This is a genomic window from Acinetobacter sp. S54 (assembly GCF_016624945.1).
In the GTDB taxonomy this organism is placed as follows: Bacteria; Pseudomonadota; Gammaproteobacteria; order Pseudomonadales; family Moraxellaceae; genus Acinetobacter.
In genome coordinates, this window is record NZ_JACVUI010000002.1 from 15,866 (window position 1) to 38,209 (window position 22,344).

At 39.1% G+C, this 22,344-nt stretch carries 21 protein-coding genes; 10 read left to right on the plus strand and 11 right to left on the minus strand.

Annotated features, from left to right (window positions below; all coding sequences use genetic code 11):
- The first annotated feature begins 4 nt into the window (after window positions 1-4).
- Window positions 5-1,369 (plus strand): acetyl-CoA carboxylase biotin carboxylase subunit, encoded by a 1,365-nt coding sequence (accC, locus tag IAE20_RS02945; RefSeq protein WP_200459395.1) that lies wholly within the window; start codon window positions 5-7, stop codon window positions 1,367-1,369.
- Window positions 1,370-1,461: 92 nt separating this feature from the next.
- Here the strand turns inward: accC and IAE20_RS02950 are convergent, their stop codons facing one another.
- The gene (locus IAE20_RS02950) at window positions 1,462-1,968 is read right to left on the minus strand and encodes a hypothetical protein (RefSeq protein WP_200459396.1); all 507 of its coding nucleotides are present in this window, start codon (window positions 1,966-1,968) and stop codon (window positions 1,462-1,464) included.
- A 175-nt stretch (window positions 1,969-2,143) separates the two neighbouring features.
- On the opposite strand from IAE20_RS02950, the gene IAE20_RS02955 reads away from it, so the two are divergent.
- Window positions 2,144-3,634 (plus strand): amidase, encoded by a 1,491-nt coding sequence (locus IAE20_RS02955; protein ID WP_200481059.1) that lies wholly within the window; start codon window positions 2,144-2,146, stop codon window positions 3,632-3,634.
- Here IAE20_RS02955 and IAE20_RS02960 read toward each other — a convergent pair.
- The 4 genes from IAE20_RS02960 to IAE20_RS02975 form a co-directional block, all read right to left on the minus strand.
- Window positions 3,631-4,803: an MFS transporter gene (locus IAE20_RS02960; RefSeq protein ID WP_320159384.1), complete on the minus strand. Its 1,173-nt coding sequence runs from the start codon at window positions 4,801-4,803 to the stop codon at window positions 3,631-3,633. The genes IAE20_RS02955 and IAE20_RS02960 overlap by 4 nt on opposite strands.
- A gap of 57 nt (window positions 4,804-4,860) precedes the next feature.
- The gene (locus IAE20_RS02965; RefSeq protein ID WP_200481060.1) at window positions 4,861-6,729 is read right to left on the minus strand and encodes a SurA N-terminal domain-containing protein; all 1,869 of its coding nucleotides are present in this window, start codon (window positions 6,727-6,729) and stop codon (window positions 4,861-4,863) included.
- Window positions 6,730-6,859: 130 nt separating this feature from the next.
- Window positions 6,860-7,132 (minus strand): HU family DNA-binding protein, encoded by a 273-nt coding sequence (locus IAE20_RS02970; protein ID WP_120369226.1) that lies wholly within the window; start codon window positions 7,130-7,132, stop codon window positions 6,860-6,862.
- 167 nt (window positions 7,133-7,299) lie between these two features.
- Window positions 7,300-7,755 carry a phasin family protein gene (locus IAE20_RS02975; RefSeq protein WP_200481061.1) on the minus strand — a complete coding sequence of 152 codons (456 nt, stop codon included), beginning with the start codon at window positions 7,753-7,755 and terminating at the stop codon, window positions 7,300-7,302.
- Window positions 7,756-7,948: 193 nt separating this feature from the next.
- Between IAE20_RS02975 and IAE20_RS02980 the strand changes: the two genes are divergently transcribed.
- The 8 genes from IAE20_RS02980 to fdx all read left to right on the plus strand — a co-directional run bounded on the left by IAE20_RS02980 (window position 7,949) and on the right by fdx (window position 14,068).
- Complete coding sequence (locus IAE20_RS02980; protein ID WP_200481062.1) at window positions 7,949-8,596, plus strand: hypothetical protein; 648 nt, start codon at window positions 7,949-7,951, stop codon at window positions 8,594-8,596.
- Between the two features lie 112 nt (window positions 8,597-8,708).
- Window positions 8,709-9,182, plus strand: a complete 474-nt coding sequence (locus IAE20_RS02985; protein WP_200459402.1) for an Rrf2 family transcriptional regulator — start codon at window positions 8,709-8,711, stop codon at window positions 9,180-9,182.
- Between the two features lies 1 nt (window position 9,183).
- A complete protein-coding gene (locus IAE20_RS02990) occupies window positions 9,184-10,401 on the plus strand; it encodes an IscS subfamily cysteine desulfurase (protein ID WP_200481063.1) in 1,218 nt (405 codons plus the stop codon).
- Between the two features lie 80 nt (window positions 10,402-10,481).
- Entirely contained in the window at window positions 10,482-10,868 is a 387-nt protein-coding gene (iscU, locus tag IAE20_RS02995; RefSeq protein WP_200459404.1) for a Fe-S cluster assembly scaffold IscU, read from the plus strand.
- Window positions 10,869-10,896: 28 nt separating this feature from the next.
- Complete coding sequence (gene iscA / locus IAE20_RS03000; protein ID WP_200459405.1) at window positions 10,897-11,217, plus strand: iron-sulfur cluster assembly protein IscA; 321 nt, start codon at window positions 10,897-10,899, stop codon at window positions 11,215-11,217.
- Between the two features lie 84 nt (window positions 11,218-11,301).
- A complete protein-coding gene (gene hscB, locus IAE20_RS03005; protein ID WP_200459406.1) occupies window positions 11,302-11,817 on the plus strand; it encodes a Fe-S protein assembly co-chaperone HscB in 516 nt (171 codons plus the stop codon).
- Between the two features lie 37 nt (window positions 11,818-11,854).
- Window positions 11,855-13,714 (plus strand): Fe-S protein assembly chaperone HscA, encoded by a 1,860-nt coding sequence (hscA, locus tag IAE20_RS03010; protein WP_200481064.1) that lies wholly within the window; start codon window positions 11,855-11,857, stop codon window positions 13,712-13,714.
- Window positions 13,715-13,729: 15 nt separating this feature from the next.
- Window positions 13,730-14,068, plus strand: coding sequence for an ISC system 2Fe-2S type ferredoxin (gene fdx, locus IAE20_RS03015; RefSeq protein ID WP_200459408.1), 339 nt, complete (start codon window positions 13,730-13,732; stop codon window positions 14,066-14,068).
- A gap of 42 nt (window positions 14,069-14,110) precedes the next feature.
- Here fdx and IAE20_RS03020 read toward each other — a convergent pair whose 3' ends face one another.
- The 6 genes from IAE20_RS03020 to IAE20_RS03045 all read right to left on the minus strand — a co-directional run bounded on the left by IAE20_RS03020 (window position 14,111) and on the right by IAE20_RS03045 (window position 22,342).
- Window positions 14,111-15,487 carry an adenylate/guanylate cyclase domain-containing protein gene (locus tag IAE20_RS03020; protein ID WP_227610763.1) on the minus strand — a complete coding sequence of 459 codons (1,377 nt, stop codon included), beginning with the start codon at window positions 15,485-15,487 and terminating at the stop codon, window positions 14,111-14,113.
- A gap of 117 nt (window positions 15,488-15,604) precedes the next feature.
- A complete protein-coding gene (locus IAE20_RS03025; protein WP_200481065.1) occupies window positions 15,605-16,039 on the minus strand; it encodes an HIT domain-containing protein in 435 nt (144 codons plus the stop codon).
- Window positions 16,040-16,275: 236 nt separating this feature from the next.
- Window positions 16,276-19,734, minus strand: coding sequence for a transcription-repair coupling factor (mfd, locus tag IAE20_RS03030; protein WP_200481421.1), 3,459 nt, complete (start codon window positions 19,732-19,734; stop codon window positions 16,276-16,278).
- A gap of 76 nt (window positions 19,735-19,810) precedes the next feature.
- Window positions 19,811-20,164 (minus strand): hypothetical protein, encoded by a 354-nt coding sequence (locus IAE20_RS03035; RefSeq protein ID WP_200481066.1) that lies wholly within the window; start codon window positions 20,162-20,164, stop codon window positions 19,811-19,813.
- Between the two features lie 9 nt (window positions 20,165-20,173).
- Window positions 20,174-21,199, minus strand: coding sequence for an alpha/beta hydrolase (locus tag IAE20_RS03040; protein ID WP_200481067.1), 1,026 nt, complete (start codon window positions 21,197-21,199; stop codon window positions 20,174-20,176).
- Window positions 21,200-22,342: a YdcF family protein gene (locus IAE20_RS03045; protein WP_200481068.1), complete on the minus strand. Its 1,143-nt coding sequence runs from the start codon at window positions 22,340-22,342 to the stop codon at window positions 21,200-21,202.
- Window positions 22,343-22,344: the final 2 nt, after the last annotated feature.

Consider the following 22,344-nt stretch of genomic DNA (forward strand, 5'->3'; position numbering starts at 1 on the left):
TTGTATGTTGCAAAAAGTATTAATTGCAAACCGTGGTGAAATCGCATTACGAATTACCCGTGCTTGCAAAACATTGGGCATTAAAACCGTTGGTATCTATTCAGATGCTGACAAAGATTTAATGCATTTACGTTTCGTGGATGAAGCTGTATGTATTGGCCCGGGTGCAAGTAGTGATAGCTATTTAAATATCCCAGCAATTATTACAGCAGCAGAAATTACAGGTGCGGATGCTATCCATCCCGGTTATGGTTTTCTTTCAGAAAATGCTGAATTTGCTGAGATTGTAGAAACTTCGGGTTTTACCTTTATTGGTCCTCGCCCTGAGCATATTCGCTTGATGGGTAATAAGGTTTCTGCCATTGTTTCTATGAAAAAGGCAGGTGTTCCAACTGTTCCTGGTTGTGACCATGCTGTGACTATTCATAATGCCTTAGCTGAAGCCAAAGAAATTGGCTTTCCATTGATCGTAAAAGCGGCTGCAGGTGGCGGTGGTCGTGGTATGCGCATTGTCGAACGTGTGGATACCCTGCTCGAATCAGTTCAGGCGGCACAACGTGACGCGGAAATGTGGTTTGGTGACGATACCGTATATATGGAGCGTTTCCTGCAAAAGCCACGTCACGTTGAAGTACAAGTACTTGGTGATGGTAATGGTCATGCGATTCATTTATATGATCGCGACTGTTCACTACAACGCCGTCATCAAAAAGTTCTGGAAGAAGCACCTGCGCCTAACTTACCCGAACAGGCACGTGCTGATATTCTGGAAGCTTGTGTGAATGCATGTAAGCTTATGCAATATCGTGGCGCTGGAACATTTGAGTTTTTGTTTGAAGATGGTGAGTTCTTCTTTATCGAAATGAATACCCGTGTTCAAGTTGAACATCCTGTAACTGAAATGGTTACTGGCATTGATATTATTGAACAGCAACTGCGTATCGCAGCGGGATTAGGCCTTGACATTGAACAATCAGATGTCGAAGTTCGTGGCCATGCCATTGAATGTCGTATCAATGCAGAAGATCCAACCAACTTCTTACCCTCTCCTGGCAAAATTGAACATTTTTATGCACCAGGTGGGGCTGGAATTCGCCTAGATTCTCATATCTATCCAGGTTATAGCATTCCGCCTTATTATGACTCAATGATTGCAAAATTGATTGCTCACGGCAAAGATCGTGAAACATCATTGGCTCGTATGCGTCAAGCGCTGGATGAAATTATCTTAACGGGTGTAAAAACCAATATTCCTTTGCACAAAGATTTAATTTTGCAGGATAAAAAATTCTGCGCACAAGCGATGGATATTCACTATCTTGAAAAACATTTGCTAAAACAACTAGAAGCACAGGTTGAAAAAGCATAATTAAAAAAACCTCTTATTTTGATAAGAGGTTTTTTTTATTCTATGTGACTATTTTCCCTAACGAAAATAGTCACATATTTAATTATACGGAATTAAGGCAAAACACGTTGCAAAGTTGCAAAGCATTGTTGGCCATTTTCACCTGCACAGAAGTTAATGGTGTTAGGTGATTTCCACTGTACGAAATATTGTGATACCTCACCCGACTGATCTTCCTGACGACCCGAGCAATCCACTTCGTTATTGTCATATTTGATCTGCATAATTAATGCGGGCAATTTTTCTTTCATATCCTGAGACGGCTGATAATCATAAACACCATATGACCACTCTTTACCACTCTTTACCACAACTTCATTGGCATTACGAAAATTATAATACTCCACACACTTCTTATTGGTGGGAATTTCCATTCCCCATAATCCCATAATTTCTGGGCGGGTTTCAATTTGAATCGTATTGGCACTTAAATCCATCGCTTGAGCTTTTGCTTCCGCTTCATCCTGCTTTGCTTCATCTGCCATAGCAAATGAACAGCAAAGACTTAATAAACCAACAATATAAATATTTTTCATAGATTTATTGATAACTAAACGCATGAACTTAACTTACCATACTTTTTTAAAATTACCTTCGATCATAACGATATAAAAACAATATTTTTATCCAGATCGGTTACGTCTCAAATTGAAACATTCTTATTCCCCTTGAATAAGTTATTTAATTGATTTAAAAACTAATTCAAGAAAATAAAAGACGAGTAAAAAGGGACATATGAAACTCAATGAATATCTCAATTATGATGGCTTAGGATTGGCAAAACTGGTACATGAAAAAGAAGTTCAACCCATTGAATTGCTCGAACTTGCCTTAAATCGTTCAAATCAAGTCAACTCTAGACTCAACGCGATTATTATTCCAATGCATGAATATGCACAAATAAAAGCAAAACAAACTCTGACTGGCCCATTTGCAGGTGTACCCTTTTTAGTAAAAGATTTATTTCAGGAATATGCAGGTATTCCCACTTCGTATGGGTGTAAAGCACTTAAAAAACGTCACTACATTCCGGATACGAATGCCGAAATTGTAAATCGCTGGGAAAAAACAGGCATCATGACTTTTGGTCGCACCAATACGCCCGAGTTTGGTATCAAGGGAGTTACAGAGCCTGAGGCTTGGGGCAGCTGCTCAAATCCATGGAATCTTCAACATAATAGCGGTGGCTCTTCGGGAGGTTCAGCCTCTGCGGTTGCAGCAGGCATTGTACCGGTTGCTGGTGCTGGAGATGGTGGTGGTTCAATTCGGATTCCTGCTTCTTATTGTGGGTTATTTGGTTTAAAGCCTAGCCGTGGACGTACCCCTTGGGGCCCACAGATGAGTGAAGCCATGCATGGTGCGGCTATTCAACATGTCCTGAGTAGGTCTGTACGTGACAGTGCAGCTATGCTGGATGCAACTCATGGTTTTGAACACAGTTCACTTTTTAAGATCGAAAAACCAGAACATCCTTTTTTAGATTATGTTTATAAACCGCCGAAACAATTAAAAATTGCATTTAACACCCAATCGCCTATTGGCACAAAAGTTTCTAAGGATGCCATAGCAGCGGTGAAACATACTGCCCAACTTCTAGAATCGCTAGGACATATTGTAGTTGAGGATGCCCCTAAGATTGATGGAATGGCAGTCGCTAAAGATTTTATTACCACATGGTTTAGTCAATTTTCCTACATGTTGCACCAAATCAAACAGATGTCTGGGGCGCTACATGATGAATTTGAACTCGACTCACTTGCTCTTGCTGCCTTTGGTGCTCAAACAACAGCACATGAATATATTCACAATTTGAATAATTGGGGGATTTACGTGACGCAAATGAATCAGTTTTTTGATCATTATGATTTATATCTAACGCCTGCTACAGCTTCCGTTGCCCCTAAGAATGGAGAAGTCAGCACTCCCGTTTGGCAAAAACCAATTCTAAAAAGTTTACTAAAAATAGGAAAAGCACACTATCTAGCAAGAGGTAAACTCGTAGAACAAATCATTCGTGAAAATTTGAAATGGGTACCCTTCACGCAGCTAGCCAATATTACAGGTTTACCTGCCATGTCAGTTCCACTTTATTGGAATAAAGATAACCTGCCACTGGGCTCCCAGTTTATTGCGCCTTTTGCTCGTGAAGATTTACTTCTACAACTTGCGGGACAGTTAGAAATAGTTCAGCCGTGGTCAAACAGATACCAGAATATAGTGGTTTAATTTCTTAGGTTGACAGGTTGTTCACACTGGTTGGGCAACCATTTCACCCCCAGTAAACCAAACAATACAACGCCCGATGCAAATATAAAAATTACGGATCCATTGTATATCGTCCAATAATGACCCGCCAATATACTTCCAAAAGCTACTCCAAGCCCCCACATGGTACTATATAATGCTTGGCCGCGACCCTGTTGTCCTGCTGTAAAATTCTGAAAAATCATCCTCATTGCAATAAGATGAAATAATCCAAAACTAAAAGCATGCATACTCTGGGCTGTAAATTGTGCTACAAAACTGCTGGCAAATACTCCTGCAATCATCCAGCGGATACTGGTCATTATTAAACATAAGCTGACTAATTTTTTTAATGAATAACGCGATAAAAACAAATGTGCATAGGCAAACATTATTATTTCAGCAATTACCCCAACCGCCCATAAAAAACCAATTTCTGTTGTGGAAAAATGCGATTCTTTTAAATAATTGCTATAAAAACTATAAAATGGTGCATGTGAAAACAACAAAACAAATTCAATTATAAAAAAAGCCAGAACCGCTGGTCGTTTTAAAATCGGCATTAAAGGTTCAAGTTTTGTCTGTACACGAGGAGCTGAGTCGGGTTCCTGAATCGTAAACGACCAGATAAATGCTAAAAATGCGACACATAGAAGAATCACTGGAAGCGTAACAATAGGAATAATTTCCAATAAAGCGCCAATTCCAGTCACACCAACAATAAATCCAACAGATCCCCACTTACGAATTTTTCCATAGAGTTTTGCTCGCTGATCTTCGAGCCAAAACAAAGTGACTCCTTCAAACTGCGCTAAGATCGCATTCTGAAAGAAACTAAAAATTAGCATTAATAAGGCAATCGACTGAAACGTATTTGGAATCATGAAAATCGCAAACCAAACACAAGACTCCATCCATGTCGCAATGCGCACCAGCCTCATGCGCTTACCTGATTTATCGGCAATCCAACCCCAGATAAAAGGGGCAAAAAAACGTGTAATGATGGCGATGGAGGATAATAAACCAATTTCCTCATAATTAAATTTTTGATCTTCTAGATACAAACTCCAATAAGGCATGAATGTTCCAACAATTGCATAGTAACAGAAGTAGAAACCACCAAGTTTGGTCGTGATTGGAAGGCGTAGCACTAAGTTAATCCTCTGGAACTTCATGACATAAAAAAACCGCCGAAGCGGTTTTTTAACTTATTTGATTTTAGCTTTGGATTTTAAGTATTGCGTATAATCATCTAATTCTTGCTGCCCACGGAACTGCTGATAAAGCTTACTTAATTCATTCAACTGTTCTGGAGTCAAAGCATTTGCAGTAGTCGAGTTTACATTTGAAACACCGACCACAACTAACTCATCTGGAAGTTTTGCTGTTGTTACAGACCAGAAGCCTTCTTTTGGAGCTGAAACACTAAATGCTGCACGTTCTATTTCACGCTTTAAACCCTGTGAACGTGTAAATGTACCAGCATCTTCAAACTTAATACCACTTGCTGCCACTACTTGCGCAGCGGGTTGATTTTTAAATGCCTCTAAAGATTGAGTAAGTTTAGCTTTAGCAGCCTGATATGCTTTATCTTCAATCAATTTAGCTTTTACATCGGCAGTGGCTTGTGCCAATGGCTTAACACCTGCAGCATAATAATTACGAACTTTCACCCAAACCGTATCGCCATTGGCAAGCTGGATATTGCTTGAAACATTGCGATCGCCATTTTTTACGTCGTCATTAAAAATACGTGTTTTAACATTCGGGTCACTTAATACAGGATGTCCCGTTGCCAATGTAACGCCTTTTGTAGACTCAACATGTGTTGATTTCACTTCCTGAGTGATTGCCGTTAAATCATCACTGCTTACCACCATCTCATTCAGATTATTTACTGCATCTGAATATGCATTTGCCGCTTTAGATTTTTGTACCTCAGCAGTTAAGCGTGCTTTTTCAGACTCAAATGAAGGAATAGTTGCTGCAACAGTATTTGCTTCAATAATATGATAGCCGTATTGAGTTTTAACAGGTTTGGAAATCTGACCATTGCTCAAAGAGTTTACTGCTTGATCAAACTCAGCTGAAAAAACACCAGCTTGATAAGCTGTCAGCAAACCACCTTCATTTTTAGAGCTGGTATCATCTGAATATTGCTTAGCGGCATCAGCAAAAGATAAAGTGCCTGCATTAATTTTCGCATATACATCATTAGCAAGTTTTTGTGCATCAGCATCTGAACGTGCATCTGTCGTAATCAAAATATGTTTCACGTCACGCTTTGCATCTTTTTGCTGTTTTTCAACAAAAGCTTTATACGCTTGCTGCAACTCTGCTTCTGTTACCGCAGCATTAGTTACCACTTGCACAGGTGATAAAACCACATAATCCACATCAACACTAGCCACCTGTTTGAAGCTATTTGGGTGCTTGTTATAATAATCAGTAATTTCCTGATTGCTAACTGTAATCCCTTTTTTATAGTCATCAAGTTTAATGCTTGCCAAATGCAAAGTACGCTGTTCGGTTTGCAAAGTAGCAATTTGGTTAATATCAGCTTTACTCACCAGTGCGGTATTATTGATGCTTGACGTCAGCATTTTAAGTGCATGATCCTGACGTAGACTGGTAATTAATGCCTGACTTGTCATTCCGACTGAACGCAAATAATTTTCATATAGTGTTTGAGAAAACTTGCCATTTTCCTGAAAACTAGGTTGTTGCGCCAACATTTTCTCAATTTGCCCATCACTCAGAGAAATTCCGAGCTTTTCAGCCTGCTGCAAAAGTACTGTACGAGCAACTAAGGTATCTAATGCGGTTTGCTGTATAAAAGGTTGGTTCAATAAGGTTTCATCACCATGAACCATTGATAAGTACTGATCTTTATAAGTTTTTGTTAGGTTCTCAACGTCTTTTTTAGGAATATCCTGACCGTTTACATTTTTTGCAACATCTGCCTTATTATGACTACCAAAATACCCTTCAATACCTACAAGCGCTAAAGGCGTCAAAAACAAGACTAAAAGCACTTTGCCAAGCCAACCCTTAATGATTGTACGAAACGATTCCATAAGTATTCCACTATTTTATTTCGGAGAGATTTTAACTGAAAAACCTTGCTGAATGAATGAGTAATCTCTTGCTTTTGCACTTTTTAATAAAAAACGCGCCCAAAAAGGCGCGTTAATTTAACTAATGCAATTAAGCAACAGAATCTTTCAAACCTTTACCCGCTTTAAAGCTAGGTACTTTAGTTGCTTTGATCTGTAACTCTTCACCAGTTTTAGGATTACGTCCTGTACGAGCTGCACGGTCTTTAACACTGAAAGTGCCAAAACCCACTAAAGTAACAGTATCACCTGCTTTAAGGGCTTCTGTTACTGAAGCGATAGTCGCATCCAATGCTTTACCAGCATCAGTCTTAGACAATCCCCCTTTTTCTGCAATCGCATCAATTAATTCTGATTTATTCATGAAGATAACGTCCTCTTATTTCGTTTATTTAAAATCTAAGGCTGTAAGTTTAAAAGGCCATGACGCCTTTATAGCAATGCTTTAGGGCAAAAGGCAATACTGAATCAGGCGTTTTATCAAAAATAAACGTGAATTTTTTGTAGAAAAACGCATAAATGCTATTTTTTTTATTTTTCACTCAATTTTGACTTTAAGTTTTCATTCTCTGCCAGTAACACATCTACCTTGCTATGAAGCTGTAATAATAGCTGTTCAATGTGTTGTAAATCCTTTGCCGTCACCAAACCAATTCGATTCAAAGAATGATTTATACTTTGATCAATCATACGCTCAACTTTATCTTTGGTATCCGTTACAGATTCTTTAGCTTTTTCTGTCACCTTATTTACTGTTGTATCCGCAACATCCAGTGTTTTTGATTCAAGTTCTTCGCCGACTTTGACTAATGAGTCAAATAATTTATTGCCTTCTTCTTCCGCACGTGAAAAAGCACCCAAACCAGCTAGCCAGATTTGTTTGGTATACTTTCTAAAATCAAGTGCAGATTTACGGGAAGCTTTGGTTTTTCCTGTGGTTTTTTCAGATTGAAGTTCAGTACCTTGTTCAATGCTTTCCTTTTCCATTATTTCATTACTCCTGATCACTTTACCGTCATGTAGCTACATTTAATCATAAAATGTATTCATAATAGCAAACCAAAGACTTGATCCTTTTGCTAAAGTGTTCTACAAAGCAGTTTAATTACTTTATTTTTTATTTATTTTTATAACTTGAGATCGGATCTCGAAATTTTATAGCGTTAAGGACCATATTGGTATGAGCGAGTCGCAACAAAACAAAGAACAGTCTCATTTGTTGCTTAACATTTTGTTAATTGTACTTGAAACCGTTTTCTCATTTATTTTAAAGAACGATGGAGTTATAAAACTTCAGGCTAAAACCTTTGTGGATAAAAAGGTTTCATTAAGAATCAATAGCTATATACCCTACTTCGACTTTTATGTGCAATTTACAGACAAAGGCGTATTGTTTGATTTGCAGGCGCCAGATCGCACTATTGATCTGGAAGTGAGTAGCACGCTGCTTGATCTAATTAAAATTTTTATTTTTGGTAATCGTCGCAGCATAAAAACCATGCGTATAGGGGGCGAAACTGAACTTAAAGAGCAGTTTAAAGATTTACTCTTATACTTTAGCTTACCCAAACTTTTTGCAGACTGGAAACAATGGCTGCGTCAACCTGATGAGCCAAATCAAGCGATTGCTTCCAAAAAAAGAATTGCGCCATTACTTGAGAAAATTGATACACAGCGCTCCCAAATTAACGGTTTGCATGTCGAACTTAAACAATATAAAAATCGTATTCGACGTTTGCAGCAACGACAACGTTCGATCAATATTGGCTTTAGTATAATAACAGTCGTTTTAGCTGCTTTATTAGTGTATAATTTATGGGCAGGATAATTAAGAAATAACCCCTGTCCAATAAATCAATTGAATAACTATAAAAATACTTGACTATTTTAGTCGGGATTCTTAAAATTAGCCTATCTAGTCTAAACATGTGTACCGAATCATGCGCCTTACAACTCGCGGTCGCTACGCAGTGACTGCTCTCCTTGATCTAGCTTTGCAGCCAACTGAACAAACGATCACGCTCGCCGAAATTGCAGCACGTCAATCCATTTCAGTCGCTTATCTTGAGCAGTTATTTGCGAAATTAAAGCGTCATGGGTTAGTTTCCAGTGTTCGTGGTGCAAATGGTGGTTATCATTTAGCCCGTAAAGCCAACGAAATTACCATATTAGAAATTATTGAAGCTGTAAATGAAACTGTAGATGCAACGCGTTGTGACCATAAAGGTAACTGTCAAAATGGTGCAATGTGTTTGACTCATGATTTATGGCAAGAACTCTCCCATCACATTGCCGATTACCTTGCAAAAATCACATTGTCTGATTTGGTTAACCGCGACACCGTACAAACTGTCGCACTTCGCCAGAATTCAACAGACTATGATTCTGCCCTCTTATCGGCTACAGGTATTTGAAATGAAACGTCCAATTTATCTTGATTATGCTGCAACTACGCCTGTGCTACCTGAAGTTGCAGAACGCATGATGGAATGCCTGACTTTTGATGGTACGTTTGGTAATCCTGCATCACGTTCTCATGCTTATGGTTGGCAAGCAGAAGAAAAAGTTGAATATGCGCGTGAACAAGTCGCAAACCTAATCAAAGCAGATCCTCGTGAAATTGTTTGGACATCAGGTGCGACTGAATCTGACAATCTTGCACTAAAAGGAATTGCTCAGTTTTATGGTTCAAAAGGTAAACATATTATTACCAGTAAAATTGAACATAAAGCGATTTTAGATCCTTGTCGTGAACTAGAAGAACAAGGGTTTGAAATCACTTACTTAGAACCAGAGCCGCGTACAGGTCTCATTACACCTGAAATGGTAAAAGAAGCTTTACGTCCAGATACAATTTTAGTATCACTTATGATGGTGAATAATGAAATTGGTACAGTGACTGATGTTGCTGCAATTGGTGAATTGACTCGCGCTAATAAAACGTTTTTCCATGTCGATGCTGCTCAAGCCACGGGTAAAGTCGAAATTGATCTTTCTACCATGAAAATTGATTTGATGAGCTTCTCAGGTCACAAAGCTTACGGTCCTAAAGGTATTGGCGCGCTTTATGTGCGACGCAGTCCTCGTGTTCGTTTAAAAGCACAAATTCATGGCGGTGGTCATGAGCGTGGCATGCGTTCAGGTACTTTAGCGACGCATCAAATTGTAGGTATGGGTGAGGCATTTGAAATTGCTGGAAAAACCATGCAGGCAGAACAAGCCCGTATTCGCCAATTACGTGACAAACTTTGGAATGGCTTACAAGGTCTTGAACAAGTTTTCCTGAATGGTCACCCTACTCACAACGTAGCAAATTATCTTAATGTCAGCTTTAACTTTGTTGAAGGTGAATCATTGATGATGGCATTAAAAGATGCTGCTGTATCATCTGGATCAGCATGTACTTCTGCAACTCTAGAGCCATCCTATGTATTACGTGCTTTAGGCTTGTCTGATGAACTGGCACACAGTTCGATTCGTTTTAGTTTTGGCAAATATACAACCGAAGCTGATATTGATCACGTGCTTGAAATTACCAAGGCTGCTGTTGAGAAATTACGTGAACTTTCTCCGCTTTGGGATATGTACAAAGAAGGTATCGATCTTTCCACAGTAGAGTGGGCTGAACACTAACTTACCGATCTGTCGATTGAAAAACGTATTTTTGTCCTTATATTTAATATTAGGCTGACCCCGAGGTTTGGAGAAGCAACATGGCTTATAGTGAAAAGGTTATTGATCATTACGAAAACCCGCGTAATGTTGGTGTTTTAGATAAAAACGCTGAAAATGTAGGTACGGGAATGGTAGGTGCGCCAGCATGTGGTGACGTAATGCGCCTACAAATTCAAGTCAATGACGAAGGTGTTATTGAAGAAGCACGTTTCAAAACGTATGGTTGTGGTTCAGCAATTGCATCTAGCTCTTTAGTCACTGAATGGCTTAAAGGTAAGACATTAGATCAGGCACAAGCGATCAAGAACATTGATATTGCAACTGAACTTGCTCTACCTCCAGTGAAAGTTCACTGTTCGGTGTTAGCAGAAGATGCAATCAAGGCTGCGATTGATGACTATCGTAACAAGAAAATCAAAGCTTAATTGATTGCCTTAATTTGACGGAGTTTTCATGATTCATTTAACTGAAAATGCGGCAACTCACATTCGCAATTATTTGTTGAATCGTGGTAAAGGTGAAGGCATTCGCGTGGGTGTGAAAACTTCAGGCTGTTCAGGTCTGGCTTATGTGCTTGAATTTGTCGATGACATGGATACACATGACCAGATGTTTGAGCAACATGGCGTAAAAGTTTTTGTTGATCCCAAAAGTCTTGTCTACCTTGAAGGTATGGAAATGGACTATGTTAAAAACGGTCTGAATGAAGGCTTTGAGTTTAACAATCCCAACAAAAAAGGCGAATGTGGCTGTGGTGAATCTTTCACAGTTTAAGCCCCTTAGCCTTTTCATTTCATATTAAAAGCAGTGTTTTTACACTGTTTTTAATATATTTATTTACTACGGAATTCATCTCCCATGAATCATTTTGAGTTGTTTAACTTACCCGTAGCACTCGATATCGATTTAGCCACGTTAAAAGCAAATTTCCTGAGCTTGCAGCAACAATATCATCCAGATAAAGCTGAAGATAAAGATCAGGCACTTATTAAATCCAGTGAAATTAATCAGGCTTATAAAGTATTGTCACAAGTGGACAGTCGTGCAGCTTATTTATTATCACTTAAAAAGCAAGATTATCATCTGGATCAATCGATTAGTGATTTTGAATTTTTACAATCTGCTTTGGAAATTCGTGAGCAACTTGATGAAGCAAGTGATACAGAACAACTTCAAACTTTAAAAGTCGAAGTCAATCAATGGATTGATGGTTTGATTCGTGAGTTTAAAATTGACTATGAAGACGAAGACTGGGGGGAAGCGCGCGATACAGTTCGTAAATTGCGTTTTTTCCAACGTGTTCTCAATGATATCAACAAAGCCGAAGATCAAATGCTGGATGATGACAGCTTTGACTTAGATGATGAATTTTAATTAAGTTGTACCGATTTATATTCAAGGGATTTAACTCATGGCACTCTTGCAAATTGCTGAACCTGGTCAATCAAGTGCCCCGCATCAACATCGTATTGCGATTGGGATTGACCTTGGAACAACACATTCTTTAGTTGCCACAGTACTGTCTGGCAAATCAAAAGTTCTACAAGATGACAAAGATCGCGTCCTACTACCATCGATTGTGCATTATGCTGAAAAGACAACAGAATATGGGGATGATGCCAAAGCTTTCCTTACCACAGATCCCAAGAACACCATTGTTTCAGTCAAACGCTTTATGGGCCGCTCCAAAGCGGATATAAAATTTCAACATCCTTATACTTTAACCGGTGCGGATAATGAAATGCCTGCTTTTGAAACACGTGCTGGACGTAAGACACCCGTTGAAATTTCAGCAGAAATTCTCAAGCAATTAAAAGAGCGAGCAGAAGCCAGCCTAAAAAATCCTGTCAATGGCGCAGTTATTACTGTACCTGCATATTTTGATGAAGCCCAACGTCAGGCAACACGCGATGCGGCTCAGCTCGCAGGTTTAAATGTTTTACGTCTGTTGAATGAACCTACGGCCGCAGCAGTTGCTTATGGTCTAGATCAGGAAGCAAACTTACAAACAGATCATAACTATGTCATTTATGATTTGGGTGGTGGTACGTTTGATGTTTCAATCCTGCGATTTTCACAAGGCGTTTTTGAAGTACTCGCGACGGGCGGTCATACGGCTTTAGGTGGTGATGATCTTGATCGTTTAATTGTGAAATGGGCCAAGAAACAACTTAATATTGATATATTAGATGATATTGAATATGCAGCATTTATCGTGGCTGCGCGTAAAGCCAAAGAGGCTTTATCTGATCAAAATCAAGTTCAGTTTAAAGCACTTGACTATGTTTTAGATGTGGATCGACCGACTTTTGAATCTATTATCCAAATCGCACTAGATAAAACAATCAATGTTTGTAAGCGTGTGCTACGGGATGCAAAACTAGGATTAGACGACATTCAAAATGTTGTATTGGTCGGCGGCTCCACTCGCTCCTACGCTGTACAAAAAGCGGTCCGTGATGTGTTTAATCAGGAACCTTTATGTACTATTAATCCAGATGAAGTAGTGGCTATCGGAGCTGCAATCACGGCTAATCAATTGATTGGTAATTCACAAGATGGTTCATTATTGCTTGATGTCACCCCTCTTTCTCTTGGCCTAGAAACTATGGGGGGTTTGGTTGAGCGATTAATTTCACGCAATACCGCGATCCCAGTCGCACGTCGTCAGGAATTTACCACTTATCAAGATGGCCAAACTGCCATGCTAATTCATGTGGTACAAGGTGAACGGGATTTGGTCGATCATTGTCGCTCACTTGGTCGTTTCGTATTACATGGTATTCCGCCAATGACAGCGGGTCAGGCACGTATTGAAGTAACTTTCCAAGTGGATGCTGATGGCTTATTAACTGTATCTGCCCAAGAAGCCACTTCTGGTGTAAAAGCCCAGATCGACATCAAACCGTCTTATGGTTTATCAGAAACAGATACCGAAAGACTACTTATCGAAGGTTTTCAACATGCCGAAGAAGATAAATTATTGCGTCATTTGCAAGAAACCAAAGTCGAAGCCCAACGTGAACTTGAAGCCCTTGAGCAGGCCTTGAAAGTTGATGCATCGTTATTGTCTGAACAGCAGCTAACTGCTTTAAATGCTGCCAAAGATCATTTAAATGTCCAACTAAATGCAGACAATATTCAAGCCATTGAGGACGCTGTACAACAGCTGAAACTCTATAGCGACGAATTTGCAGCTCAACGCATGAACCGTCATATTGATGATGCGCTTAAAGGTACCAAGCTTAACGACTGGTCAGACTCAAATTAAGAAACAGGTGAATATATGCCACGTATTAAAGTTCTTCCACATGCGCAAATTTGCCCTGAAGGCGCTGAGTTTGAAGTTGAGGAAAATGCCAACCTTTGCCAAAGTTTGCTTAACAATGGCATTAAAATTGAACACGCTTGCGACATGTCATGTGCATGTACTACTTGCCATGTAGTTGTGCGCAAAGGATTTGATAGTCTTGAAGAAATGAATGATGTCGAAGCTGACTTGCTTGATCGTGCTTGGGGTCTTGAACCCGATTCACGTTTATCTTGTCAGGTAAAAATAGTGAATGAAGATCTGGAAGTTGAAATTCCGAAGTACACCATTAACCATGCATCAGAAAATCATTAAATAATATTATTTAAACGTTTAAGCCACTCAAACGAGTGGCTTTTATTTTACTTCATCTTCAAGTTTTAATTTAGCGACGCCTTGCGCATTCGTTAGATTTTGCTGGACCTGAATACGTTGAATCATTTTTTCAAGTACATCAACTAATTCTGGATATTCAAAGTTTTGCACTTCTTCAAGATTTAATACCAAATGGAAGCCTTTATATTCATAATCAAACCACTGTTGATTATCAGACATTTTACCCGTATATTTTTCCATGACTTGCCATGTTTTGACCGCACCCTGAATACCTTTTAGATAAATAGGTGCTTTTGGCGCACACAAAAATTCATTTTTAACCAATTGATAAGTATCATCAGAAATTAAGATTTCGTCGATTTCAGCTGCATATTGTAAACGCGCAGCTAGATTTGCATCACGCCCTACAATGGTATAGGCCATACGGTGGGTAGCGCCATAATTTCCCACGTGACAATATCCTGTACTAATTCCCATACGAATATGTAAAGCTGGATAACCCATTTTGATCCATCGCTCACGCAATAGTTTCATTTGCTGCCGCATAGCAATCGCCATTTCTACGCAAGATTTTGCATCTTTTTCTACCCCTTGCGAAGTTGGATCACCAAAAAAGATGAGGATGGCATCTCCCATAAATTTATCGACAGTCGCTTCATATTGTTTAGCAATTTCTGTCATGTGGCTTAAATAGTCATTGAGTAAAAACGCCAAATCATCTGGAATTAAACTTTCTGAAAGTTCAGTAAAACCCTGAATATCAGAAAAGAAAATAGTTAGTTTTTTTCGTTTATATTCAATTTTTGCTTCTGATTCACCACGCATAATCGACTGCCAAAGTTGCAGTGGTGCATAACGACTCAGTTGGTTTGAAAACGCCATATAGCGCGTCATTTGATTATAATAATGCTGACGCAAGTGATTGAGTTTTTCAATCCGGATATGCTGGTAATAGTTACCAATATTAATAAATGTAATCAGGGAAATTAAGCTAATTACCGTAAGTTCCTGACTTGTCGGTTCAAAGTAGTCCTGAAAACCAAAGATAAAAATTGTACTGGCATAAAAAATGGTAACGCCAATCATGCCTGACAAAGAGGCAGCCATAAATGAAATTTTGCTATTTATAGCGGTATATAATAATGCAAATAATGAAGCAAAAGTGAGAACCAGGCTTAAGTGGACACCTGCCAAAGAGACGGCAACCACTACACTATCTATGGCAAAAAAAACATTTCTGGAAAGATTTTTATCAAACTTGTACTGTAACCAGCGATCTAATTTAGGATTAATGATTAAGATGATAACAAGAAAGACTGGAATATAAAGTTGATAGTTAGCATCAGGCGAGGTAAACGAATAAATTACCTCAATCAATGACAGTATGAAATATCCCATCAAACGATGAAAATAAGCAAACTGACGCGGTTCTCTATCGACCAGCCTATCTAATGGCACTCTACCCTCCAACCTTTAACTTAAACCACATAAGTCCCTATGTGGTTTAACACAGACTTAGTCCATACGCCAATCAAATGGCATATCACCCTGTCCACGTAAAGCTAACATCAAAGTCTGGCGCATATGTGCAAGTACATCGTTGCTATAAGGTACAGTAGGCGTTCCCCAAACAGGTTTAGGCCATGCCACATCATTTTGATAACGCACAACATGATGAAAATGCAACTGTGGTACCATGTTTCCAAGCGCTGCCACATTCATTTTATCTGCACGAAAAACGCGGGATAATTGGCTTGATAACCAGCTTGATTCACGTAGGAATTGTTCCTGATCAGCTTGGCTTAACTCATAAAGCTCAGTAATACCTGACACACGCGGTATAAGAATCAACCATGGAAATTGCATATCATTCATTAAACGACATGTTGAAAGCGGAAAATCGCCTACAAAAAAAGTATCTTGAGCAAGTTGGGGATGCAAACTAAACATATCTTTATAAATGACGCATGAATTATGATGGCTAATACTATCACAACACTTGTGATGTGAGTATTATTAGTACCTTGTTTACTTACAAATAACAATGATTTTATTCACTTATCCATTCGTAAAAGCTTAATTTTACAGCAACTTGATCGCACATTTTGACAATATAAAGTTAAACTAAAAAGTATGATGAAAATCGGTCGATTTCCATCATACATACTTAACAAAAAATGCTTTTATTAATGTAACTCATGTACAAGTTTTAAAAGTAAATCCTGAATAAATTGAGTCCGTTTGTCATATTCCTGTAATTGCACTGTAATTTTTAAACGTTGTCCGCCTTCCATTCGATAATAAGTTGGATTTTTTTGCATTAATTGAATAATACTTATGGCTTGAACAGGTGTATCAGGTGAGAACTCCACATAACCGCCATTTGCATTGAGATCAATCTTGGTTATTCCCAGATGTTCCGCTTTGAGGCGAATTTGGTGCACACTAAATAGCTGCTTAACTGCTTGAGGTAAAGTACCAAAACGATCAATCAATTCCATACGGATATTATCGAGCTTTTCCTGTGTATCTGTATTACTGATACGTTTGTAAAATAATAAACGCTGATGTACATCGCCCAGATAATCATCTGGGATCAATGCTGGCATATGCAGGTTAATTTCAGCCGTCAAAGATAATGGCGCATCGAAGTTCGGAGTTTTACCTTTCTGAATAGCTTTGGTGGCTTTTTCGAGCATTTCCATATATAAGCTATAACCGATTGCTTGCATAGAACCACTCTGCTGCTCACCCAGTAATTCCCCCGCACCACGAATTTCCAAATCTTCGGTGGCTAGCATAAAACCCGCCCCTAAAGTTGAAGCACGTTGAATTGCATCCAGACGTTTTTCAGCATCTCCTTTTAAATGCTTGATCGACGGTACAAGTAAATAAGCATATGCTTGATGATGCGAACGTCCTACACGTCCGCGTAACTGATGTAGTTGCGCCAAGCCTAATTTGTCAGCACGTTCAATAATGATGGTATTGGCATTAGGTACATCAATCCCAGTTTCGATAATCGTTGAGCATACCAATACGTTAAATTCTTTATGATAAAACTGCTGCATCACCTGCTCAAGTTCGCGTTCACGCATTTGTCCGTGGGCAACTGCAACACGTGCTTCAGGTACTAACTGACGAATATTCTCTGCAGTACGCTCAATGGTATCAACTTCATTGTGTAAGAAATACACCTGACCACCGCGTAACAATTCACGTAAGATTGCTTCTTTGACGGATTCATCAGTATGTTCCTGCACAAAGGTTTTCACTGCCAAACGACGTGCAGGTGGGGTCGCGATAATTGATAAATCACGCATACCTGAAAATGCCATATTTAAAGTACGAGGAATTGGAGTCGCAGTTAAAGTCAACATGTCAACATCCGCACGTAATGCCTTTATGCGCTCTTTGTCTCTCACTCCAAAACGGTGTTCTTCATCGACAATCATCAAACCTAGATTTTTAAACTGGACGTTTTCCTGAAGCAGCTTGTGGGTTCCAATCACAATGTCGACTTTGCCATTTATCAAATCTTCGATATTTTTCTGATGGGTTTTATTAGATCCAAAACGAGATAAAACTTCAATTCGTACTGGCCAATCTGCAAAACGATCTTTGAAGGATTCATAATGCTGTTGCGCCAAAAGTGTGGTTGGGACTAATACCGCGACTTGTTTGTTATTTTGCACAGCCACAAATGCTGCTCGCATCGCGACTTCAGTTTTACCAAAACCGACATCACCACAGACTAAACGATCCATTGGCTTGGCTAAATGCATATCATGCAAAGTGGCATCAATCGCATTCGCCTGATCCAAGGTTTCTTCATAAGCAAAACCACTAGCAAATTGCATATACAAAGTCTGATCCAGTTCAAAGGCAAATCCTGGCTTAGACTGTCGACGCGCTTGTATATGCAAAAGCTCAGCAGCTACATCATGAATTTGCTCTAAAGCTTTACGCTTTGCCTTACTCCAAGCATCTGTACCAAGTTTATGTAAGGGAGCGAGATCCGGGTCTCCACCACTATAGCGACTAATCAAATGCAAATTGGTCACGGGTACATAAACTTTTGCACCCTCTGCATAATCAAGTTGTAAAAACTCATGGTCCTGTCCATCTATTGCTAGTGTAATCAGACCCGCATAACGTCCAACTCCATAATCAATATGCACGACAGGCGCGCCAATGCTCAGTTCAGTCAAACTTCGAATAAGAAATTCTTCGGAAACTTCCTGTTGTCGTTTACGACGACGCTGAACAACACGATGTTCATAAAGCTGATTTTCAGAAATTACGGAAAGCTGATCAGGAACGACCATTCCCCGATCTAAAGGCGCATTGGTAATCGCAATGGCATATTGCTGCTTTAAAAAGTCCGTAAAACCTTCTACGTTTGGAATATCACCCAAACTCGGTCTAAGCGAATCTTTCAAGCTTTCACGACGACCCGCGCTTTCGGCTACCAAAAGTACCGGATGCCTTGATTCATCAATATACGTCTTAACACTTTCAAAAGGCTGCTCTTTTTTTGCGTCTACTGGCAGTTTTGGTGGTGGCAATGTATTGAGATTAATCCCTCCAGCACGTATTGCCGTTTGTTCAGCACTCGCTAAAATTCGTGGAAATTGATTGAGATACTCAAGCACCATATTCGGCATTAAAAATAAATCTTCAGGTGCTAAAACTGGCTGATCAATGTTATGCCTGCGACTCTCATAACGCTGCATAACATCTTTCCAAAACTGATTTAGAGTCTCATCAAGATCTGTATTTGTAATGACAATGCAATTCTTTGGTAAGTATGAAGTCAATGCACTTTGGCTTTGCATGATTTCTTTTTCAAAGAATAAAGGTAAATAAAACTCGACTCCTGGTGAAGAAATGCCGTCCAATACATCCTGATAAATTGGATTTTTTTTCGGATTTGCTGTTGGAAAACTTTCAGCATAGCGGTCTCGAAAGACTGACCGCGCTTCTTTTAATGGGAATTCTTTGGCAGGTAAAACCGTAAATTGAGTTAAACTTTCAGTCGTTCGCTGTGTTTCCGGATCAAAAAATTTAAGCGTATCAATCTCATCATCAAAAAGATCAATACGGATTGGCTGCTCTTGCCCAGAAGCAAATATATCCATAATGCTGCCACGAACAGCAAACTCACCATGATCATACACCGTATCGACCAGATGATAACCGGCCTGAATCAACCTTAATTTTTCTTTCTCCAGATCAAACTTCTGGCCAACTCGAATATCAAAATGTTCTCCCAATATCCAAGAAATAGGAGCAACGCGTTGAGCAAGTGTGGCAGCAGAAATTAGTAATACGCCTTTTTGCGGCATATTGGATAAAATTGAAAGGCGCTCAGAAACGATATCCTGATGTGGTGACAGGCGATCATAAGGCAAAATTTCCCAATCGGGGAAAATCGTAGGTTTTATACCATAAAACTCAAGCTCACTTTCAAGTTGAGCCAAATGCTGATTATTTGTTGCAACAATCACGAGTAAAGATGCAGATTGGTCAGCAATTTCTTTAAATAATAATGCACCCGCTGAACCCAGTATTGACCCGATCCAGCGTTTTTCGCCTGCTTTTAATTGCTGTAATTTGAGCTGAGAGATTTCTTGTTGAAACATTGAATTCGTTTGAATAAAAGACATAATGCCTATATTACCATGATGCGCCTTTGCCAAACTTCATTTATGTCGTTGTTTATTGATCTCGTTTAAATTTGCGATAATACTGATTCAGCTTTTCAATCAATATTTTAAATTGGTTTAAATTTTCTTCGTTATTGTTCAATCGTGTGACATAACGACCTGTTGCAATTTCGAGATCAACTTTTTCATTAATCAATATTGATCTTAAATAGAGCTGTTCCAGATCATTAAAATTAGATAACTTTCGATTTGAAAAATATTCAAGTCGTTCTGCTAAATCATTCATAACAATACCATCAACACTATAACCGCGTATTGCATCGAACTGTATCTGATGCTGATGCATATATTGCTGTTCAGGCGATGGTTTGCCAGATTTAAATAAGTTTGAAAGCTTGTTCAACATAACAGTTCATCAATAATAATAGTGCTTGGGACGAGCATGTAAAAATGCAGGAATCAGCCCCGTCAGTGCAGCACGAATATCAGCTCGTTCATTAATTAATTGATGTGAACCTTCTTCGAGCATGAGTAAAGTTTGCAATCGAAATTTTCGTCGAATAAACTCAATGTTATAACGCCAATCTACGGTCTGATCCAATGCACCTTGTGCCAACCACACAGGAATACGGCACGGTGGGCGCTCTTCCATTTCAAGCATCCATTTCGACATAGCTAAAATCCAGTCCATCCCCATCATTCGTGGCTGTAATGGATCTTTGAGACGAATAAAACGTAAAAATTCCGGATTGTGATTATTCCGTCTAAAGTGGCGTGGAACCTGACGCTTTATTCGCTTAATAATGCCCAACCCAACCGAATTGTGCCACCAAGCAGTTTTTGCAGGGCGAATCAATGGTGATAACAAAAGCACTCGATCAACAATTGGATCTTGCCTTTTTTCAGCATATTCAAGTAAATGATGCATCCAAATCGCACCGCCCGTACTTTGACCAATGCCCAACCATGGTTTAGGAAGTTGAGTGGCATGTTTAACGTACTGATAGACCGCCATTAGCACTTGTTGATAATGGTCGAAATTTTGAATATTGGCAGGTGAACCATCACTTAGACCATGACCCGGTAAATCATAGGTCACAACACTAAAGCCTTGTTCTATTATTTCCCGAATAATTGGTTGATAGATACCGCTATGTTCCAAGTAACCATGTAAAAGACAGACAGTTCCCAATGGTTTCTGATGTGGCTTAAATACCTGTACATGCAACTTGAACAATGGCATTTGAATGTAGCCTTGCCATTGTTCACACTCAATTAAATCGAGACCGTACAGCTTACGATAAGCCAAAATATCTTTGGAGGGTTCAAAAGCATGATTTAGATTTAAAGATTCAAGTACGTGTGGAGTTAAATCACGACTTGGAACAGGCAAATCTAACTCTTGTAAAACCGCAGGATTTAAAAAAGGAATCTCTGGCATTTATGGTACCTCCCGACATCCGCTAGAGCCAAAAAGTACATCACGAATAGTCGCCAATAACTCATAGTTGGCACGGCGACTATGATCATAATTTTGTTGGCTAGGTTGCCATGTAGACAATTTTGTCGGCATCGGTGCTTCAACAGGAATTGTCTCAATCCCATTTAAAGCAAATAAACGGCGCGTTCTAGGCATATGATAAATATCCGTGACTAGCATCACAGTGGGTGCACCACCTTTTTTTTGTAGTAATAATGAACTAAATCTCGTATTTTCACAGGTATTCATACTTCTATTTTCAAGGAGTTTTGCATCCACTCCACGTTGTTTAAGCCATTTTTGCATATAGGGTGCTTCTACTCCGCTTAATACAATCGGCAATTGGTTTTGACTGTGTAATTGCAGCGTTTTTTCCAGTCTTAAACGAGTATAAGGATTTACTACAATATCTTTTTTATTTTCAGCCAAGGTAAGTCCGCCGCCTAACACCACAATGGCATAAGGTTTACTATAACTTGTCAATTTTTCATCATTTTGATTTTGTTTAACGTAGGCAATATCCTGCGTAGTCTGTTGATCAATTACATGTTCATGTTCCGCTGGTACTGGATGCTTTTTGAGAAATTCAACATATTGTTGCATCAATGCTTTATTTTCAGAACTGTTTAACTCGAGTAATGGATTGGGAATGTTTTCAACTTGGGGTTCACTACTGGCCGAAGTTACTTCTGGCTCTGAAACAGATGCTTTTAACAAAGGAACTGTTGGTTTTTCTGGCTCTTCGGCATCTTCTTGTTTTTGCTGCTCTAAAATACGTTCCTGTAAAAGCTTATATCGCGTTTGCAACAAGGTTAAAGATTCTGGATCTTTAGAGTTTAAAGCCTCTTCAATCAGGCTTAAATAAGCTTGACGTGCAATCCATAAATTTGACCCGGGCTCAAGATTATCATGTTCACTTAAAGAAGCTTGTTGCTGACTTCTCGCCGCGACTTGATTAACCTCAACAGGCACAAAATAATTGAGGGCCTTTACGATCAATTTCGAATAAAATGGTGTGTAAATAAAAACCATCAGACATGCAAAAAGTACGAATAGTATTCCCACTATACGCACTAATCGAATCATCCAATGAGTTTTACCCATAA

Coding starts and splice junctions, on each gene's coding strand:
- accC (WP_200459395.1), top strand. CDS start 5: ATGTTGCAAAAAGTATTAATTGCAAACCGTGGTGAAATCGCATTACGA.
- IAE20_RS02950 (WP_200459396.1), bottom strand. CDS start 1,968: ATGCGTTTAGTTATCAATAAATCTATGAAAAATATTTATATTGTTGGT.
- IAE20_RS02955 (WP_200481059.1), top strand. CDS start 2,144: ATGAAACTCAATGAATATCTCAATTATGATGGCTTAGGATTGGCAAAA.
- IAE20_RS02965 (WP_200481060.1), bottom strand. CDS start 6,729: ATGGAATCGTTTCGTACAATCATTAAGGGTTGGCTTGGCAAAGTGCTT.
- IAE20_RS02970 (WP_120369226.1), bottom strand. CDS start 7,132: ATGAATAAATCAGAATTAATTGATGCGATTGCAGAAAAAGGGGGATTG.
- IAE20_RS02975 (WP_200481061.1), bottom strand. CDS start 7,755: ATGGAAAAGGAAAGCATTGAACAAGGTACTGAACTTCAATCTGAAAAA.
- IAE20_RS02980 (WP_200481062.1), top strand. CDS start 7,949: ATGAGCGAGTCGCAACAAAACAAAGAACAGTCTCATTTGTTGCTTAAC.
- IAE20_RS02985 (WP_200459402.1), top strand. CDS start 8,709: ATGCGCCTTACAACTCGCGGTCGCTACGCAGTGACTGCTCTCCTTGAT.
- IAE20_RS02990 (WP_200481063.1), top strand. CDS start 9,184: ATGAAACGTCCAATTTATCTTGATTATGCTGCAACTACGCCTGTGCTA.
- iscU (WP_200459404.1), top strand. CDS start 10,482: ATGGCTTATAGTGAAAAGGTTATTGATCATTACGAAAACCCGCGTAAT.
- iscA (WP_200459405.1), top strand. CDS start 10,897: ATGATTCATTTAACTGAAAATGCGGCAACTCACATTCGCAATTATTTG.
- hscB (WP_200459406.1), top strand. CDS start 11,302: ATGAATCATTTTGAGTTGTTTAACTTACCCGTAGCACTCGATATCGAT.
- hscA (WP_200481064.1), top strand. CDS start 11,855: ATGGCACTCTTGCAAATTGCTGAACCTGGTCAATCAAGTGCCCCGCAT.
- fdx (WP_200459408.1), top strand. CDS start 13,730: ATGCCACGTATTAAAGTTCTTCCACATGCGCAAATTTGCCCTGAAGGC.
- IAE20_RS03020 (WP_227610763.1), bottom strand. CDS start 15,487: ATGGGATATTTCATACTGTCATTGATTGAGGTAATTTATTCGTTTACC.
- IAE20_RS03025 (WP_200481065.1), bottom strand. CDS start 16,039: ATGTTTAGTTTGCATCCCCAACTTGCTCAAGATACTTTTTTTGTAGGC.
- mfd (WP_200481421.1), bottom strand. CDS start 19,734: ATGTTTCAACAAGAAATCTCTCAGCTCAAATTACAGCAATTAAAAGCA.
- IAE20_RS03035 (WP_200481066.1), bottom strand. CDS start 20,164: ATGTTGAACAAGCTTTCAAACTTATTTAAATCTGGCAAACCATCGCCT.
- IAE20_RS03040 (WP_200481067.1), bottom strand. CDS start 21,199: ATGCCAGAGATTCCTTTTTTAAATCCTGCGGTTTTACAAGAGTTAGAT.
- IAE20_RS03045 (WP_200481068.1), bottom strand. CDS start 22,342: ATGGGTAAAACTCATTGGATGATTCGATTAGTGCGTATAGTGGGAATA.